Annotated in this window: 15 protein-coding genes and 1 other RNA gene; 9 read left to right on the top strand and 7 right to left on the bottom strand. The window is 43.0% G+C overall.

Translation table 11 applies throughout. The features are described 5' to 3' along the window. Positions 1-115 precede the first annotated feature (115 nt). On the bottom strand, positions 116-631 hold the full coding sequence (locus tag H6F41_RS05585) for a hypothetical protein (protein WP_190402494.1): 516 nt from the start codon (positions 629-631) through the stop codon (positions 116-118). Positions 632-810: 179 nt separating this feature from the next. Here H6F41_RS05585 and ssrA point away from each other — a divergent pair. The 4 genes from ssrA (at position 811) to H6F41_RS05565 (ending at position 2,579) form a co-directional block, all read left to right on the top strand. Continuing rightward, positions 811-1,200: a transfer-messenger RNA gene (gene ssrA, locus H6F41_RS05580) on the top strand. Positions 1,201-1,461: 261 nt separating this feature from the next. Next, positions 1,462-1,695 (top strand): DUF2997 domain-containing protein, encoded by a 234-nt coding sequence (locus tag H6F41_RS05575; protein ID WP_190402493.1) that lies wholly within the window; start codon positions 1,462-1,464, stop codon positions 1,693-1,695. Between the two features lie 109 nt (positions 1,696-1,804). After that, a complete protein-coding gene (locus H6F41_RS05570) occupies positions 1,805-2,191 on the top strand; it encodes a DUF1257 domain-containing protein (RefSeq protein ID WP_190402492.1) in 387 nt (128 codons plus the stop codon). Next, a complete protein-coding gene (locus H6F41_RS05565; protein WP_190402491.1) occupies positions 2,184-2,579 on the top strand; it encodes a ferredoxin in 396 nt (131 codons plus the stop codon). Before H6F41_RS05570 ends, H6F41_RS05565 begins: the two co-directional genes overlap by 8 nt. A 53-nt stretch (positions 2,580-2,632) precedes the next feature. On the opposite strand, the gene H6F41_RS05560 is transcribed toward H6F41_RS05565, so the two are convergent. Together H6F41_RS05560 and H6F41_RS05555 are read right to left on the bottom strand one after the other, a co-directional pair. Beyond that, positions 2,633-2,941: an RNA recognition motif domain-containing protein gene (locus H6F41_RS05560; protein WP_190402490.1), complete on the bottom strand. Its 309-nt coding sequence runs from the start codon at positions 2,939-2,941 to the stop codon at positions 2,633-2,635. Between the two features lie 571 nt (positions 2,942-3,512). Then, positions 3,513-4,037 (bottom strand): DoxX family protein, encoded by a 525-nt coding sequence (locus H6F41_RS05555; protein WP_190402489.1) that lies wholly within the window; start codon positions 4,035-4,037, stop codon positions 3,513-3,515. A 303-nt stretch (positions 4,038-4,340) separates the two neighbouring features. Here H6F41_RS05555 and rseP point away from each other — a divergent pair, with 303 nt between their 5' ends. From rseP to H6F41_RS05540, 3 genes are all read left to right on the top strand, one after another. Next, positions 4,341-5,429 carry an RIP metalloprotease RseP gene (gene rseP, locus H6F41_RS05550; RefSeq protein ID WP_190402488.1) on the top strand — a complete coding sequence of 363 codons (1,089 nt, stop codon included), beginning with the start codon at positions 4,341-4,343 and terminating at the stop codon, positions 5,427-5,429. Between the two features lie 204 nt (positions 5,430-5,633). Beyond that, positions 5,634-7,430 carry a translational GTPase TypA gene (gene typA, locus H6F41_RS05545; RefSeq protein ID WP_190402487.1) on the top strand — a complete coding sequence of 599 codons (1,797 nt, stop codon included), beginning with the start codon at positions 5,634-5,636 and terminating at the stop codon, positions 7,428-7,430. A 409-nt stretch (positions 7,431-7,839) separates the two neighbouring features. Further along, a complete protein-coding gene (locus H6F41_RS05540) occupies positions 7,840-8,496 on the top strand; it encodes a J domain-containing protein (protein WP_190402486.1) in 657 nt (218 codons plus the stop codon). Positions 8,497-8,635: 139 nt separating this feature from the next. On the opposite strand, the gene H6F41_RS05535 is transcribed toward H6F41_RS05540, so the two are convergent. Further along, the gene (locus H6F41_RS05535) at positions 8,636-9,016 is read right to left on the bottom strand and encodes a hypothetical protein (protein WP_190402485.1); all 381 of its coding nucleotides are present in this window, start codon (positions 9,014-9,016) and stop codon (positions 8,636-8,638) included. Between the two features lie 181 nt (positions 9,017-9,197). Here H6F41_RS05535 and H6F41_RS05530 point away from each other — a divergent pair, with 181 nt between their 5' ends. After that, positions 9,198-13,010 (top strand): chemotaxis protein CheB, encoded by a 3,813-nt coding sequence (locus H6F41_RS05530; RefSeq protein WP_190402484.1) that lies wholly within the window; start codon positions 9,198-9,200, stop codon positions 13,008-13,010. 139 nt (positions 13,011-13,149) lie between these two features. On the opposite strand, the gene H6F41_RS05525 is transcribed toward H6F41_RS05530, so the two are convergent. The 3 genes from H6F41_RS05525 to H6F41_RS05515 all read right to left on the bottom strand — a co-directional run bounded on the left by H6F41_RS05525 (position 13,150) and on the right by H6F41_RS05515 (position 15,658). Continuing rightward, complete coding sequence (locus H6F41_RS05525; protein ID WP_190402584.1) at positions 13,150-13,428, bottom strand: hypothetical protein; 279 nt, start codon at positions 13,426-13,428, stop codon at positions 13,150-13,152. 100 nt (positions 13,429-13,528) lie between these two features. Then, a complete protein-coding gene (locus H6F41_RS05520) occupies positions 13,529-14,629 on the bottom strand; it encodes a pentapeptide repeat-containing protein (protein WP_199288677.1) in 1,101 nt (366 codons plus the stop codon). Positions 14,630-14,818: 189 nt separating this feature from the next. Then, positions 14,819-15,658 carry a M90 family metallopeptidase gene (locus H6F41_RS05515; protein WP_408962533.1) on the bottom strand — a complete coding sequence of 280 codons (840 nt, stop codon included), beginning with the start codon at positions 15,656-15,658 and terminating at the stop codon, positions 14,819-14,821. 181 nt (positions 15,659-15,839) lie between these two features. Between H6F41_RS05515 and H6F41_RS05510 the strand changes: the two genes are divergently transcribed. After that, the gene (locus tag H6F41_RS05510) at positions 15,840-17,201 is read left to right on the top strand and encodes an efflux RND transporter periplasmic adaptor subunit (RefSeq protein WP_190402483.1); all 1,362 of its coding nucleotides are present in this window, start codon (positions 15,840-15,842) and stop codon (positions 17,199-17,201) included. Positions 17,202-17,210: the final 9 nt, after the last annotated feature.

Below are 17,210 nucleotides of genomic sequence, written 5' to 3'. Positions count from 1 at the left end.
ACAAGAGAGCGATCGCAATTTTTGCGATCGCTTTTCTTGGTTGAAAATTGGTTTAAAAAATTATTGTGCCTTGTAACCGAAACTTATAGTTTGCAAGAAGTTTTGCAGTCTACCTCTAAAAGCGCAATTGACTATCGTGAATCACTCCCATCGATCCACAGGCATCGGTGTAGTACCAATTACCGATCGCACCATAGGTATTAATTGCCATTGGCGACCTCACCACACACAGGACATCGCCATTAGGGGCAACCCTCACATTTGATGGAGGTGCAAAGACATAGGCTGAACTCGTGGAATTATCAGGTAGAGAGTTGTAATTACAAACGTAATCGAGCATCTTTACTGTTGCTTGTGAACGAGGACGATGTACTTGTCGCTCAGGAAAAGTCGTCCATGTCATATCTTCACAATTAGCTTGACTATCAACCCGTTCACCGCCGAGATAATAGACAAAATCGACACTACGATAGCTAGCTCTAGAAATTGAACAACTATCAACAACAACTGATTGTCCACCCACAGATTGACCAATATAGTGATCACATTGTGCGCCTGCGGATTCACTAAACATAAAGCTAGTTGCGATCGCAGTTAGCACGATAAAAGCAGAGGATATGCGAGGTTTCATATTTACCTCCATGCCCATACAGGTATATACATAATTGTATCATTTAATACAATTTTTATTTAAAGCAATTCTCCCCAACTGCTAGCTTTGTGAGCTATGATGAAGTTGACTAAAGATAAAGTAAATATCAACCTCAATAAATAGGTTGCTTATAGGCTTATTCCGAAGTTAAAGCAATTGGGATCGTAAGGGTTTCGACGTGTTAGTAGAAGCTATCCCTTGATGCAGGTCGAGAGCGTGCTATCTCTCGTAAATCAATGGCGCAAACAAGTACATGCGAACAACATTGTATCTTTTTCTCGTAAAGCCGCTCCTGTAGCTGCCTAAGAACCAAATTTCGGTTTCGAGGTGTGATGTATGACTCCGTTAAATACGTCACTCCAACCCCCAACGGATGCTGTGTTTAGCTTTCTCTGATAGGCTAAGCGCTCAAGACTTTATCAGTGCATCTTTCGTTGCTAGAGATAAATAGCAATTCCCTCCGTGAGGATCAAATCGGATAAACCTGTGAATGACTGGGAGGTTAGGCGCTAGTGCGGACGGCAGTTCGACTCTGCCCGATTCCATTAACCTAATAAAAAAGGCTCTTGCTTAGCAAGAGCCTTTTTTATTAGCCCTATGCCTTAAGGAGTGTCTTCGCGTAATTTAGGTAAGGTCAAAGAACTTAAACTAAATTTAATAAGTTATCAAAAAGCTGAAAATCCTTGCTAAGTATTGCGATCGCTCTATTACATACATCTAAAAAGCCTTTTGGTTTTCCAAGGTTAGCTTCTTGACGTTTAGAGGAACTTTGCGTCAAACTGTCTATTAATTCAATAGCTAGAACCAGCATGGAAACTCTGGAATTTATTATTTACCCAGATGGTCGAGTCGAAGAGCGCGTGACGGGCATAGTCGGTTCTAGTTGTGCTGAGGTTACGGCTGCGATCGAAGCAAAATTAGGAATAGTCGCCCATCGCGAGTTGACATCCGAAAACTTTGCTCAGCAGCAGTTTACATCCCAGTCGGCTACGCAATTTGACCAAGTTTCAGACATAGACGCTTCTAGCTTTAGCCAATGGTAAATAAACATAGAAACTCCCAAGTTTTCCCAGATTTAATATAAAAACCAATTAAAAAGCAATATAAGTTTTTTGCCCATTAGCCGTTTAGATCGTAGTCAGGATAAACCCTATGTCACATTTTAGCCAAATCAAAACTCAAATCCGTAGCCTAGAACCTTTGCAAAAAGCGCTCACTGATTTAGGTGTTAAATGGAAGTCTGGTGATGCCCCCATGCGTGGACATGAAGGCACAACCACCTCGGCGGAAGTGGTAATTACCCAAGACAATGGTTACGATGTCGGTTTTCAGTGGAATGGTTCTGAATATGCCCTAGTTGCTGATATGCAGTTTTGGCAACAACCTTGGACTGTAGAAAGCTTTTTGAGAAAGGTGACGCAGCAGTATGCGATCGCAACAGTGATGGGTGAATCAAGTCAGCAAGGTTTTACCCTCTCCGAAAAACAAGTCTATGAAGATGGCTCAGTCCGTCTCGTGCTTCAGCGTTGGAATGGATAATTTGCAAGCACATACAGCAACACCCACTAGCTTTGAGTCAGACTTTTGCGATCGCAATGGTTTTGAACCCGAACTAGGTGGCGACCTGCGTCAAAATGCTGTATTTGTTGATGAAACTGTCTGTATTGGTTGTGGACACTGCGCCCATGTTGCCCGTGGCACATTCTTTCTAGAAGAGGAATATGGTCGGGCGCGTGTAATTGCCCAAGATGGTGACGAGGAAGAGCTAGTCCAAGAAGCAATTGACACCTGCCCCGTGGATTGTATTGCTTGGGTTAATTACAACGACCTCAACAAACTTGAAGATGCTCGAAAACATCAAATTATTCAAAATCTAGGCATCATTGGTGATGGTGCATCTCTGCGAAGAGCCATCAACGCTCAATAGCAATTCATATCATAAAAAAGGAGGGGTGCTAAGCACCCCTCCTTTTTTATGGATTAGTAACGACGACCGCCGCCGCCACCCTTAAAGCCGCCTCTGCCACCACCAAAGGAGTCAGAGCTTTCACGAGGCTTAGCCTTATTCACCTTTAGTGAACGACCCATCCATTCTGCTTCGTCTAATGCTTCGATGGCTGCATCTTCTTCTGTTTCAGCAGTCATTTCGACAAAAGCAAAGCCGCGTGGACGACCAGATTCACGGTCGATGGGCAAATGAACACGAGTGATTTTGCCATATTCTGCAAATACGGCTTTCAAATCATCTTCTGTAACCTCATAAGAGAGGTTACCAACATAAATAGACATAATACTTGGTTCAACAATCAGATATGTGTAGAGATAGATATTTCGGAAAGAAGCCTGTCAAGATGAAACAGAAAACAACTGTCAATACTGAAAACAAACATGCGATCAAGAAATAATCATCCGCTCATATTCTAGCGTAGTCATCTTCAATTAGTTACTATTCTTGAAAATATTTACGTTAGCCTATCGATTTGCGATCGCAATTGAGCATTAATTACTATAAGTAGCTAGGTGCAATTAAATATAAAACTCTAAAACCTGTGGTGCACGCGCAGCGTGCGTCTCAGGTTTTAGCTATGGGTTTTAATTAGGCTTAGCCACTTACTTTTGAAATTGTAATCAGTGCAAAGCTTTACTGTATCGTTATTTCCAATAGGATATTTGTAACTTAAAAGTATCTTAGGCTACCATTTTCAGAGAATACTAAAAATCTTTTTCTTTGCAACTATAAGTATCTGCTCAAATTAACATTAATGACCTTCAAAGACTTGTCACATAAGAAAAACGAGGTATGTTAAATTTATCCTCGTTTTTCTTATAGCTATATGCTTTCTTCTATAAGTAGCTAAGCTTAATTGTTGGATGTTGTGGTAACTGGCGTTGGAACTTCAGATTGCGCTGCTGGGGTCAAAAACTTTGATAGAGCATTAGCAATTAATGTGTCAATCGCATACTTGCCACCACCGTAAACAGTGAAGAACGCAAAACACACAGCGTAAATCGACGATAACTCGATGGAAGGTATCGAAAATCCGCCAATTAAGATGTGATGATAGTTAGCAACTACCATTGTCGAGAATAATCCCAAAGCGGCTGGTCGAGTTAGCAAGCCCAAAATCAGTAAAGGTGATGCGAGGGTTTCAGTGAGGGCAGCAAGGTATGCAAAAAATATGGGAAATGGTAGCCCAATCGCCTCAACATAGGCTTCGGCAAAGCCAGGAATATCTGCCAATTTGTCCAGCCCGTTGTGGATCATGGCTGTGCCAAGGACAACTCTGAGTAAAAGTAGTGAAGCTTGGGTAAGGGAGACTGGCGCAGAATCTGAACCGAGTAGTAGACGACCGACCGAGGCAGCGATGCGAGTTGTGTTGTTCATGTCAGCGCACAGTGATTATTAGTTGGTTAACAAAACTTAAAAGATTGCAATAATTTATAACTTATATACATTAATCTTAACATAACTTTTTTGTGATGCCAATCATCAACAAACAAACAACCTTGATATCCATAGCGTCTGATGTTGTTTTGGTCTAGCAGTGCAAAGTGTTTACTTGTCAATAGCTGTCAGACAATTAACTCCGCCAATAAGCATTTTGCTTATGCTAGGATCGCAAACTAAGCAATTCTTGATGTATTGCCTCTCAAATTTGAAATATCTAAGTTTTTTAGAGCGAAGCCTATGTCCGCATTGCCTGCTATTGCCGTTCTTGCAATTCTGATTTTGGTGCATGAACTCGGTCACTTTATGGCAGCCCGTTTGCAGGGTATTTATGTCAATCGATTTTCGATTGGGTTTGGTCCAGTCCTATGGAAGTATCAAGGTGAGCAGACAGAATATGCACTGCGGGCAATTCCCCTTGGTGGTTACGTCGGCTTCCCCGATGACGATGAAGAAAGTGATATTCCTTCTGATGATCCTAATTTGATGAAAAATCGCCCGATCATGGATCGAGCCATCGTCATCAGTGCGGGTGTAATTGCTAACTTTGTATTCGCGTACTTAGTCTTATTAGTCATGACCCTCAGCGTTGGCATCGGCACGGTCGATCAGCCGGGAGTTAGAATTACCAAAATTCTTGAGCCAAATGCTCCTGCGGCATTAGCAGGATTAAGATCTGGCGATATTGTCTTGTCAGCTAATGGCACAAAATTTGATACAAGTCTGACCACCCTTGATCGATTTCAATCTTTAATCGCCAAAAATGCCCAACAAAGTATCGACTTACAAGTGATGCGTGATGATCAACTACTACAAGTACCAATTTTGCCTGTTGGTGAAGCTGGTAAGGGCAAAATTGGAGTGAGACTTGATTTCACAGGTAAGCCCCACCGTCGGGCTGTTCACAATTTAGCCGAAGCCTTTGATAATGCGACCCAAAGTTTTGAGCGTCTAGTGGTAATGACTGCCCAAGGTTTAAAACAATTGGCTACAAATTTTCAAACTACGGCTTCGCAGCTATCGGGGCCAGTTGCAATCGTGGCAATGGGCTCTGAGCTAGTCAAGTCAGATGCGGCGGCTTTGTTTGACTTCACGGCGATTATCAGTATCAATCTAGCGATTATCAATATCTTGCCTTTGCCCGCTCTTGATGGCGGACAACTGATATTTTTAATGATCGAAGCATTGCGCGGCGGCAAACCATTGCCCGAAGAATTACAAAATAATGTTATGCAAGGTGGCCTAGTAATTTTGTTGGGGCTAGGAGTCGTCATGATTTTTAAAGACTCCTTTAACCTGCTGCAACAAAGTGGGCTTAGTCCTCTCTAGTTTTGGGAGTGGCGGTATAAAGCCCTGCCATTCCCTTCTGGTCTTTGCAAAGCTCTGTATAAAAAAGCCAGACAATACTTAGTATTGTCTGGCTTTTTAGGGTGATGATTGGTATAGGCATTGAGAAATACAAAGTTTTTTGACAAACTCACGCATAATAGATAAAGAAATAATAAGTTTTTCGATCAACTCGATACATCACCCATGTCTCTTCCCATTCGTAACGTTGCCATCATCGCCCACGTCGATCACGGCAAAACCACTCTAGTTGACGCACTCCTCAGACAGTCAGGCGCTTTTCGCGAAGGTGAAGCCCTTGTCGAATGCGTAATGGACTCCAACGACCTAGAGCGTGAGCGCGGCATTACCATCCTTTCAAAAAATACTGCCGTCCGCTACAAAGACACGCTAATCAATATTGTTGATACTCCTGGACACGCAGACTTTGGTGGCGAGGTTGAGCGTGTACTTGGCATGGTTGAGGGTTGTTTGCTGATCGTTGATGCTAACGAAGGCCCAATGCCCCAGACTCGCTTTGTGTTGAAAAAAGCGCTAGAAAAGGGTTTGCGTCCTCTAGTAGTTATTAACAAAATCGATCGCGAATTTGCTGATCCCCACGTTGCTGTAAGCAAAGTTCTCGATCTGTTCCTTGAACTGGGTGCTGATGATGACCAGTGCGACTTCCCTTATCTATTTGCTTCAGGCATGGGCGGCTTTGCCAAGGAAAAGCTTGAAGACGAAGGCAAAGATATGAAGCCTTTGTTTGAAGCAATCTTGCATCACGTTTCGCCACCCGTTGGCGATCCTGAAAAGCCATTGCAGTTGCAAGTTACTACCCTTGACTATTCTGAGTATCTTGGTCGGATTGTGATTGGTAAAATCCACAACGGTACAATTACCTCTGGACAACAGGCTGCTCTGATCTCTGAAGATGGCTCACTCACCAAAGGCAAAATCACCAAGCTTTTGGGATTTGATGGTTTGAAGCGGGTTGAGATGCAAACTTCATCCGCAGGTAACATTGTTGCAATCTCAGGTTTTGCCACCGCAAACATCGGTGAAACGATTACCTGCCCCAATGAGCCTCAAGCTTTGCCAATGATTAAAGTGGATGAACCCACTTTGCAGATGACTTTTTGCGTCAATGACTCACCCTTTGTTGGTCAAGAAGGCAAGCTAGTTACAACTCGTCAAGTCCGCGATCGCCTATTGCGTGAACTAGAAACTAACGTTGCTTTGCGCGTTACGGAAGATCCTGAGTCCCCTGATCGCTTTGCCGTAGCTGGACGTGGTGAACTGCACTTAGGGATTTTGATTGAAACCATGCGTCGTGAAGGCTATGAGTTCCAAGTAACTCAGCCTCAAGTTATTTACCGCGAAATCAACGGTCAAAAATGCGAACCATACGAGGCTCTAGTCCTTGATGTTCCTGAAGAAGCCGTTGGTGGTTGTATTGAGCGTCTTGGTCAGCGTCGAGCCGAAATGATCGATATGCAAATGTCGGCGACTGGACGTTCTCAGTTAGAATTTGTTGTCCCTGCACGCGGCTTGATTGGCTTCCGTGGCGACTTCATGCGGGCAACCCGTGGTGCTGGGATCATGAATCACAGCTTCCTCGATTACCGTCCTGCGGCTGGCGAAATTAGCGCCCGTCGTAACGGTGTACTGATCTCTTTTGAGGAAGGTGTGGCTACTGAATTCTCACTGAAGAACGCAGAAGATCGTGGTGTGTTCTTTATTAAACCCGGCACCAAGGTTTATAAGGGCATGATCATTGGGGAGAACAATCGTCCTCAAGACATGGAGCTAAACGTATGTAAGAGTAAGCAGCTCACCAACATGCGTGCTGCTGGTGCTGATGACATTGTGCAGTTGCAAGCCCCGATCGAGATGAGTCTTGAGCGGGCGTTGGAATACATTGGCCCTGACGAAATTCTAGAGGTCACTCCTGAATCGATTCGGTTACGCAAATTGACGAAGAAATTCGCTGCTAAGCGTTAAGTTCTAGCAAATTCTACAAAGTAAAAGGGGCGCAACGCGCCTCTTTTGCTTTATTAGGTATACTCTCCACCCCAGAAATAAACCTATAAAACCAAGAAATAGCTGTGCGTGGCTGTGCCGCGTACAGCTATTTCTCGAGTGGGAACGGAGTATATTTGCTAAAATATTTCCTACAGTTTTAAGTCTTCGCCATCATTTACTTATGTATCAAGTTGTCCTTGAGTTAACAGGAAGTCGCAAGGTACATGTTATTTCTGAACATGCGACCAAGGAGGATGCGTTGAATAAGTATACGAAGTTAGTTGATGGTAATAAAGGCTCGCCGATCACGGGTACAGGAAAATACTCAATTCGGAAAAAGCCATAGTAGCTAAGTTTTTATTGACTGTTGAGAGTCAAATCTTATTTCATGCACTTATCTGAATGCTATCGACTTTTAGGCGTTCCGCGCAATGCGACCTTAGATGATATTAAGGTGGCTTATCGTCGTTTGGCGCGAAAATATCACCCTGATGTTAACCAGAATGATCCTGCCACAACGGACAAATTTCGATTAGTGCAGGAAGCTTACAAGATGCTTAAGGATGCGGATACGCAGGATTTGAGTAAGGAGCTATTTACTAAAAATAAGGTTGCGGAACCAGTGCGATCGCAATCTGCACCGCCAGCCCCTAGACCTCCTGTTGCTAATCCTCAGCCCCATCCTAAAATTAAAATCGAGGTGAAGCAGGTCAGTAATCGTGTTGATCCGATTAATAGCGACCCAGAGTTAAGGCTGAAATTAGATATGCTGCGGCGCGTGCAGGAATTACTGAAGCAAAAAAAATATGTGGTTGCGATCGCAGTTGTTGAAGGAATGAGTGAGAGATTTCCCAACTCTCCAGAGGTAATTCACTGGCAAGCAGTTACTTACCATCGCTGGAGTAGCGAATTAATTTTGGTGGGTAAACTCCGTGAGGCAGAAATCTATCTCAATAAAGCTTTAAATACTGATCCGAAAAATCGCGAACTGATTTTTGAGGTGAAGCGTGATTTAGAAAGGGTTCAAAATCTTAAAAATAGATAATTATAGAAAAATGACAAAACCTAACTCGTAGGCTTTGTCATTTCTTGTGAGAGATTTTTACTAGCATGTTTTTGTATCTACAAATTGATCTACGACTTTTTCGATGGCTCTGGATCTAGGAATGTGAAATGGCTATATTTTATCTTCTCCACCATATATAAACCATGCCATTTTCCATTTGATAAGCGCGATCGCTCACTGTCTCAAATCTGCCACTTGGCTCGTAGAGTCCTAGCTTTTTAAAGACACGACCGCCACGCTCATCTCTATAGGTAAAAGCCACACCATCATAATTGCGAAACGATTGACGCACACCATCTTGCCACAGAATTTCGGCATCAAAAACTTCAACATCAGAGGAGACCTTGCAGGGCATGGCGTAGTCTGGTTGGGTAGAACCATTGGCAAAGTACATGCAAAAGGCGTTGCGGGTCTGAACATCAGCATGAACGGGGGCAGCAATACTACCTAATGTGGCGATGGTCGAAATTATCCCTATTAAAGCAGATTGAATTTTCATAGTTTAATCTTGGAATTTGATTGATTTGAATGATTTGTTTGATTTGCAAACAACTATAAAGACACAATAAATAAATAAATTGTTTCCTCCTGTTTTAATGAGACTAAAAAGTGGATAACACCCCTTTTCTTTTTTGTTTTGTCTGTTAGTATTGGGAGGATCAGTTAACAAAGAGAAGTTAATGGTTTCTGAGCCAGAATCGAATTTCAAGAAATCAAGTTTCTCTGACTCAATAGTAACTTCCAAGCAAAATTTAGCAAGCAAATTTCCCATCGTCGCAATTGGTGCATCAGCGGGGGGATTAGAGGTGTTTACACAGATATTACGCGCTTTGCCTATCGATACAGGAATGGGTTTTGTGCTGATTCAGCATTTAGCGCCCCAGCATGATAGCCAACTGAGTGAAATTCTGAGTAACACAACTGCGATGCCTGTCAATCAAGCAGTTGAGGGTGTGAAAATTGAACCAAATTCAGTATATATAATTCCCCCAAATACACTGATGACTTTGGAGCAGGGGGTATTGAGACTGGAACCCCGACGGCGAGTTAGGGGCAAATATATGGTTATTGATGGGTTTTTTAGCTCCCTTGCCGCTGATTGTGGACACCGAGCGATTGCAGTTATCTTATCGGGCAATAATGAAGATGGCACAGTTGGTCTAGGAACGATTAAGGCCTTGGGGGGGATTACCTTCGCACAGGAGCTTAAATCTGCCGAATATCCGACAATGCCGATGATTGCGATCGCATCGGGCTATGTTGATTTTGTGCTGCCGCCTGTAGAGATTGCCGCAGAGTTGGTCAATATTAGTATGAACAAAAGTACAAATATTGAGGATGTTGAGGAAACTAATACTGCGATAACTCTTTATGAATCGACTGATCAAATTGAATTAGCATTTGCTGATAGTGCCGATAGTTTACAAGTCATATTTGGGCTATTGCAAAAAGTCATGGGGACAGATTTTAGCTATTACAAAAAGGGGACAATTAGACGTAGAATTTTGCGAAGAATGGGGTTACTAAATCTAACGCAGGTAGAAGCCTATGCTATGTATTTACAAGAGCATCCCCATGAAATTGAAAAACTCTACAATGACATCCTCATTAATGTAACTAGTTTCTTTCGTGAACCAGATTCTTTTAAATCTCTTCAACAACTAGTATTTCCTGCGATTTGTCAAAATAAGTCTGCCGATGTAGCCATTCGAGTTTGGGTTGTTGGTTGCGCTACGGGTGAAGAAGTATATTCAATGGCAATTAGTTTATTAGAGTTTTTTGACGACCGACCGATTAAAAATCCAATTCAAATTTTTGCAACGGATATTAGTGAAATTGCGATCGCAAAGGCTAGGGCAGGAATTTATGCTCAAAATGCGCTAATTGATATATCTCCAGAAAGGTTGCGCCGCTTTTTTATACCCGTCGAAGGTGGTTACCAAATCGGAAAATTAGTGAGAGATTTGTGTGTGTTTGCGCGACAAAACTTGACGAGTGATCCGCCATTTTCCCGACTGGATCTGATCAGTTGCCGCAATATGTTGATTTATCTGGAACCAATTCTTCAAAAAAAGGTAATGCCTATCTTCCATTATGCACTGAATACTAGTGGATTTTTGATGTTGGGAAGTGCTGAGGGGATTGGCAATTCAGGGGATTTATTTGCGATCGCAGACAAGAAAAGTCGTATTTATAAGAGCAAAATTACACCATCACGGATGAGTTTTAACTTTCTAAAAAGCTCCTATACTAATGAACCAGCTAATTTAGTAAAGCGTAGCGAAGCACCTGTGGAAATCAATTTAGAACAGCTAGCTGATCAGGTCGTGCTAAGTCGCTATGCACCTGCGGGGGTGATGATTAATGCTGACCTAGAGATTTTACAGTTTCGGGGCAAGACCAGCCCTTACTTAGAGCCATCTCCCGGCAAAGCTAGTCTGAATCTACTCAAGATGGCACGTTTAGAGCTACGCCTCGAATTGCGATCGGCAATCTACAGTGCCAAGGAGCAAGATTTGCCAATCACTAAAGATGGTATTGAGTTATCACAAAATATGCTTGTGAAGTTGGATGTAATTCCCTTGAAAGCCAATGCTGAGCAGTATTTTCTAGTGCTATTTGAGAGTCGTCCTATGCCGATTTTGCTAGCGCCAGCCCCTGCTAGCCCAGCAGTCAAGTCTCGCAAAGATAAAAACAATGTTGCGGATATAGAAATAGCAAGCCTAACCCATGAATTGGAGAAAACCAAGGAATATTTGCGAGCGATTATTGAAACGCAAGAGGCGAATAATCAAGATCTAAAAATAGCTGGGGAAGAGATTTTATCGAGTAATGAAGAATTACAAAGTGCTAATGAAGAATTAGAAACTGCGAAGGAAGAAATTCAAGCTACGAATGAAGAATTAAGTACGATTAATGATGAATTACGCAATCGTAATATTCAGTTGCACCATATCAATAATGATATGCAAAATCTGCTCAGCAGTGTGAATATTCCAATTTTGATGCTGTCAGGAGATTTACGAATTAGACGATTTACACCGATGGCAGAACAAGAGTTTAATTTAATCTCTAGTGATGTCGGGCGACCCTTCAGTGATATTCAAACGAACCTCAATGTCATCCATATTCGAGACTTAGTAATTTCTGTAATTGATACACTCATTCCCTATGAGCAAGATGTGCAGAACCATTCTGGCAATTGGTTCAGTTTGAGAATTCGTCCCTATCGTACTACGGATAATCACATTGATGGAGTCGTAATTAGTCTGATTGATATTAATCTGATAAAACGGAACACCCTTGAATTAGAAGCGTCACGGAATTATGCGACGGCAATTATCGAGACTTTACGCCAGCCCTTGGTGGTACTAAATGCAGAGCTACAGGTGATTACGGCCAATCGCTCTTTTTATCAAGTCTTCCAAGTTCATCCGCACCAAACCGAACAGCGTTCTATTTTTTCGCTAGGAAATGGCGATTGGAATATACCGAAATTGCGATCGCTATTAGATGAGATTTTGTTGTTAGACCTTTCGGTACAGGACTATGAGGTGACACAGGACTTTACCAATTTGGGCAGGCGGACTATGCTGCTCAATGCCTGTCCAATTGATCAGGGGAATGTTGGTAAAATGATTTTGATTGCGATCGAAGATATTACGGAACGCAATCTCCAAAAACAGCAGTTGGTTACCAAAAACCGCAGGCTATCAGAAACCATGCTTGCCTACGAGGCTGCCAATCAAGCGAAGAGTGCTTTTTTGAGGAATATGAGTCATGAATTACGCAATCCCCTCAATGTCATTATGGGCTTCACGCAAATTCTGCAAGATAATCCCACTTTTGATGGGAATGCTCAGGAATATCTAGACTGTATTACTCAGTCCAGTCAGCATCTGTTGGCACTAATTGAAGATTTGCTTGACATCTCCAAAATCGAAGCCAACAAGATCGAACTAGAGTCAAGCATTGTCGCCTTATCTGAGTTTTTGGAGATTACGGTGGGAATGGTGTCGCTCAAGGCTAGCCAGAAAAATCTGACCTTGACAACTCAATTTGCAGCAGATTTACCTGAAATTATCTATGTAGATGAGAAACGATTGAGACAAGTTCTGCTTAATCTGCTCGGCAATGCGATTAAGTTTACTGAAGCTGGCGAAATTACCTTTTCGGTTAGTCTATCGGAAAGATCTAGGCGGCTAATTAAATTTGCGATCGCAGATACAGGTGCAGGGATTGCTCCTGCGGAGATGAGCAAAATATTTCTGCCCTTTGAGCAGGTATGCAAAGCCAATATGAAGCCCCATGGTGCGGGTTTAGGTTTGGCAATTAGTCAGAGTCTCGTTCAACAAATGGGCAATGAAATTAAGGTTGTTAGTCAGATTGGAGTTGGCAGTACATTTAGTTTTGAGTTGGATTTAAATGTTCAAAAAGAAGCAGCTCTGCTCATGCCCTCAACAGAAGCAATTGGATTATTTCCGCCATCATAAAAGCTAGGTAGAATTCTCACCCTCCAGCCCCCTCTCCCAGAGAGGAGAGGGGGAGCAAAATTCAGAAAAGTCCCTCACCCCTCGCCCTTTGGGAAAGGGGCGAGGGGTGAGGGACTTGGAAACTTCTACATAACATCAGTTAAGGAATAAAAGGAATAATTTGCCGTAGGAATTTACGCAATTTAAGTAAATTAATAACTTCGCGAACTTGTGGTGATACCAAATCTTCAGGGGGGATATTGTCTAGCGATCGCAAATTTTCCATTAGCTCCACATATTCGGCGGCAGTGAGGCGTTTGCCATCAATGGGAGAGCGTGCATCGGTATAGATTTCTGTCCGCAACACTTCTTCAGGCACATCCTCCTCAACCTGTAGATTCTCAGTTTCGGCATTGCTGAGCATCGGCAACAGCCCCATGAATGAGAGCTGGAGGCTAACTAAAACTGCGATCGCAATTTTGCGATTGTTGCCCCGATGTTTAATATTCATGACGGTTTCGCCTTGTGAAACCGTAATTTTATCTTCCCAATCGATTCGGTACATCGTCGCAGCCTCCAGTAATAGTTTTACGAGATTTTTTGCCACACCATGCACATAGATACTGGCGCGCTTCTTCGGACAGGTCGGTTGCCTTACTAAAGTCCGCATCTTCTACCACTGCACCCGTATACTCTCCAGTCTCAAAGTTTGGTAAATGATTGCGATCGCGAGGAGTTGCCGTAGCGATATCACCATAGAAGAGTTTAATGCGGCTGAGATCTGTACCGCGCAAATTTGCTTTGACTAGGACTGCCCCCACCAGATTTGCCCCTGTGAGGTCACAGTTGGCAAAATTAGTCTTAATCAAATTTGCACCACTCAAATCGGCATTACGAAGATCCGTATTAACAATCTCTCGCCCTGCCAACATCATTCCTAAATTGACAACGCGCACTCCATTCGCCAGATCAACCACATAACCACCCGTTCCATCCAGAATCGGACGACCCAATAGACCATCACGTTTGAGAGGTGTTAACAGATTCGCACTCGATAGAAAGCGAATAATTTTCGCTCTACCATCAGCATCGCAACCACCAAGCAGAGCCGCAGTTCTCGCTTGGGCAATTGCTCTTTCTAGCGGCCAGTCTTCCAATTGACCTTGAGGATCAAGAACTAGATCAGAAATACCTTGGAAATAGGAATCAATGGTTTGCTGTTGGGTGATGACATTCTGCTGACCTGTCAAACTTTCGGAAATTTCATTTTGTCGCCATGCCACCCACACCGCCAAAATCGCAATTAAAATTTGTCCAACTGCCCCCAAAGCTTCCCACTTGAGGCTATCAAACCATCGGGCAAAATCCGCGTCAAATCCCGTGATATGGGCAAGTATCAATATGGCAGCACTGCCGAGAATACTGGCAATCGTAATGTCCCACCGTTTACCAAGTGGAGATTTTGCGATCGCAGTTAGCAATGGCGGCAAGATAATTGGGAGAATAATTACCCCAGTCAGAACTACGCCAGCATAGGCAATTGCATCGCGTTCAAGATATGTGGCAGTAATTGCCACGATGGACGCGAGTGTGGCGATGGTTAGGCAAAATACTTTAATTCGAGAATTTGGTAGAGCCAATATTGCGATGAGGTCTATATTTTTCTGCTTGATTTTACAATAAGTAGCTCAGCATAAATAGCTTGCATTACACAAAAACTCTAAGACCCTCATCCCTAGTCCCTCTCCCTTAGGGAGAGGGGAATAAAACTCTCAACAAGTTTTTTTCGCCCTTTCTCCCCTATGGAGAAGGGACGGGGGATGAGGACATCACGATCTCTTCCATTGTCGAGGATCAAGCCGATAGTACCTTTGCAGGAGTTCATAGAGATCTTGATGTTTTTGATTTAACTGATGAGGTTTCTCAAAAAATGTCTCTGTTGCCACCGCAAAAAACTCCGCAGGATTCGTCGCTCCATAACTATCCATTACGGTTCTGTTCCCTTTCGCGATGCGATCGCAAAATTGCAAAAACTCCGCCGTCATTACCTTTGACCATACCGCATAGTCTAGCGATCTCGGCAAAATTGGCACTCCTTCCGCCTCTCCATCCTCCTGATCGAGTTGATGGGCAAACTCATGCAGCACTACATTATGTCCATCTTCCCAATTGAGGCTATCCTGTTTTACCTGTTCCCAAGAAAGAATTAATTGATCCTTTGACCATGACTCTCCTAACCTTGCCACGCGACGCTCTTCGACTATATAGCGATCATTCATCACTGTTTCATTGACGATATAGGCATGGGGATAAACGAGAATTGATTTTAAATTTGGGAAATAGGTTTTGCGATCGCAAAACAACAACAGACAAGCCATTGCCGCAATGGTTACTCTAATCTCTTCCGTAATTTGCAATCCCAAACAACCAATCAGTTGTTTCTCTTTCAGAAATACCTGTACATGTCCGCGCAATTCCCGTTGCTGCTCAGTAGTTAAATTTTGATAAATAGGAACATTACTTTCGATAATATGCAGCCAATGATTTGGGAACTTCTCTTGTTTAAGCAGATCTCGCCGCCACTTCACAAATATCGGGTAGCACAAAATACCAATTGCGATCGCACTAATCACAATTGAGAAAATAATTGCCGAGACATTTGCGGGAATCACAGAAGTATAGATTAACTGTTCAGAATCTATATTGGCATATGTTTCATTGTTCAAATTGATCAGCTAACTCTAATCATCCAGATTTGCCAATCAAGAGAATTATCTCAATAAATCTACACAAAATGAATTAACATCACTTAGAATAACTTTAGGAAATTCAACATTTGCCCTCACACCTATGAAAGCTATTTGGATGTTAGTGGCGATCGCAGGACTGTCAGTTGGAACTGTCGGTTGTGCTGCCAAGGATGCGACCCAAGCCCAGACTCAGAGTCAAAAGCCATCTACAGCAGTAGATGTAGCGATCGTCAAATTTGATTCTCTCCAATCTGAAACAGAATATACAGGTACAACCGCACCAATTCGCGAAGTATCAGTAAAGTCTCGTTTGGAAGGGCGTTTACTTGATTTGAGTGTAGATGTTGGTGATTTGGTGGCAAGTGGACAAGCAATCGCCCAATTGGATGATGCTGTTCTTTCGGCAACTGTGTTACAGGCAGAAGCAGAAGTTGCGGCAAGAGAAGCGGAAGTATCACAGGCGAGTGCCGCTGTAGGCAATGCTCGTGCCCAAGTGGAAAGAGCGCGATTGGAATATCAACAAGCACAGGCTGACGCGAACCGCTTCACCCAATTGGCTAAAGAAGGTGCAGTATCTTCTCAAACCTCAGAAACAGCCGTTACTCGTGCAAGGTCAGCCGAACAATCTTTGCGATCGGCAGAACAACAGGTGGCTCTGCAACAGCAAACCGTCGGCGCAAGCTCACAAAGGGTTTTAGCTCAAGAAGCGATTAAATTAAGAGAACAAGAGCGGCAGTCCTATACAACTATATTTGCGCCGATCAGTGGTGTTGTTTTGGAACGAATCAGTGAAACAGGGGATCTTCTATTTGCAGGGAACGATGTTGTTAAATTAGGTGATTTTAGTCAAGTTAAGGTCAATGTTTTAATTTCCGAATTAGAAATTAGTAAAATTCGCTTAAATCAGTCTGTAAATGTACGCTTTGACAGTTTCCCAAATCAAACCTTTAAAGGTACTGTACGCAGGATTTCACCCGTAGCCGATCCTGTTGCAAGATTGATTCCCGTCGAGGTCGTCCTTCCCAATCGTGACAATAAGCTAGGTAGTGGTCAATTAGCACGGGTACAGTTTGCGAGTAGTCAGCAACGCCAAATCGTGATTGCAGAAACAGCGCTTCAAGCTGCGGGCAGACCAAATTCTGCGGCTAATGCCAATCAAAATGCCAATGCCAATCGGCAATCTCAAGAAAAGGCAGTATCAAAACCTAATGCTAATAGTTCTAGCAGTGCCAATAATAGTGATCGCGGCAAACCGAAAACTGGCACAGTTTTTGTCGTTACAGGTGACCCAAAAACTCCCAAAGTATCTGCCCGCCAAGTTACCATTGGCAATCGTCGTGATGGGAAAGTGACGATTCTGTCTGGTTTGCAAGAAGGCGATCGCATTGTAGTCAGGAGTGGAGGCAGGTTACAGGATGGTGATTCTGTAAAGCTGAGCGTGTTGTCAGAACAGTCTAATTAATCCGATTCA

This window comes from Pseudanabaena mucicola FACHB-723 (genome assembly GCF_014696385.1).
In the GTDB taxonomy this organism is placed as follows: domain Bacteria; phylum Cyanobacteriota; class Cyanobacteriia; order Pseudanabaenales; family Pseudanabaenaceae; genus Pseudanabaena.
The sequence above is the reverse complement of the archived record's forward strand: the minus strand, read 5'-3'. Positions and strand labels throughout refer to the sequence as shown.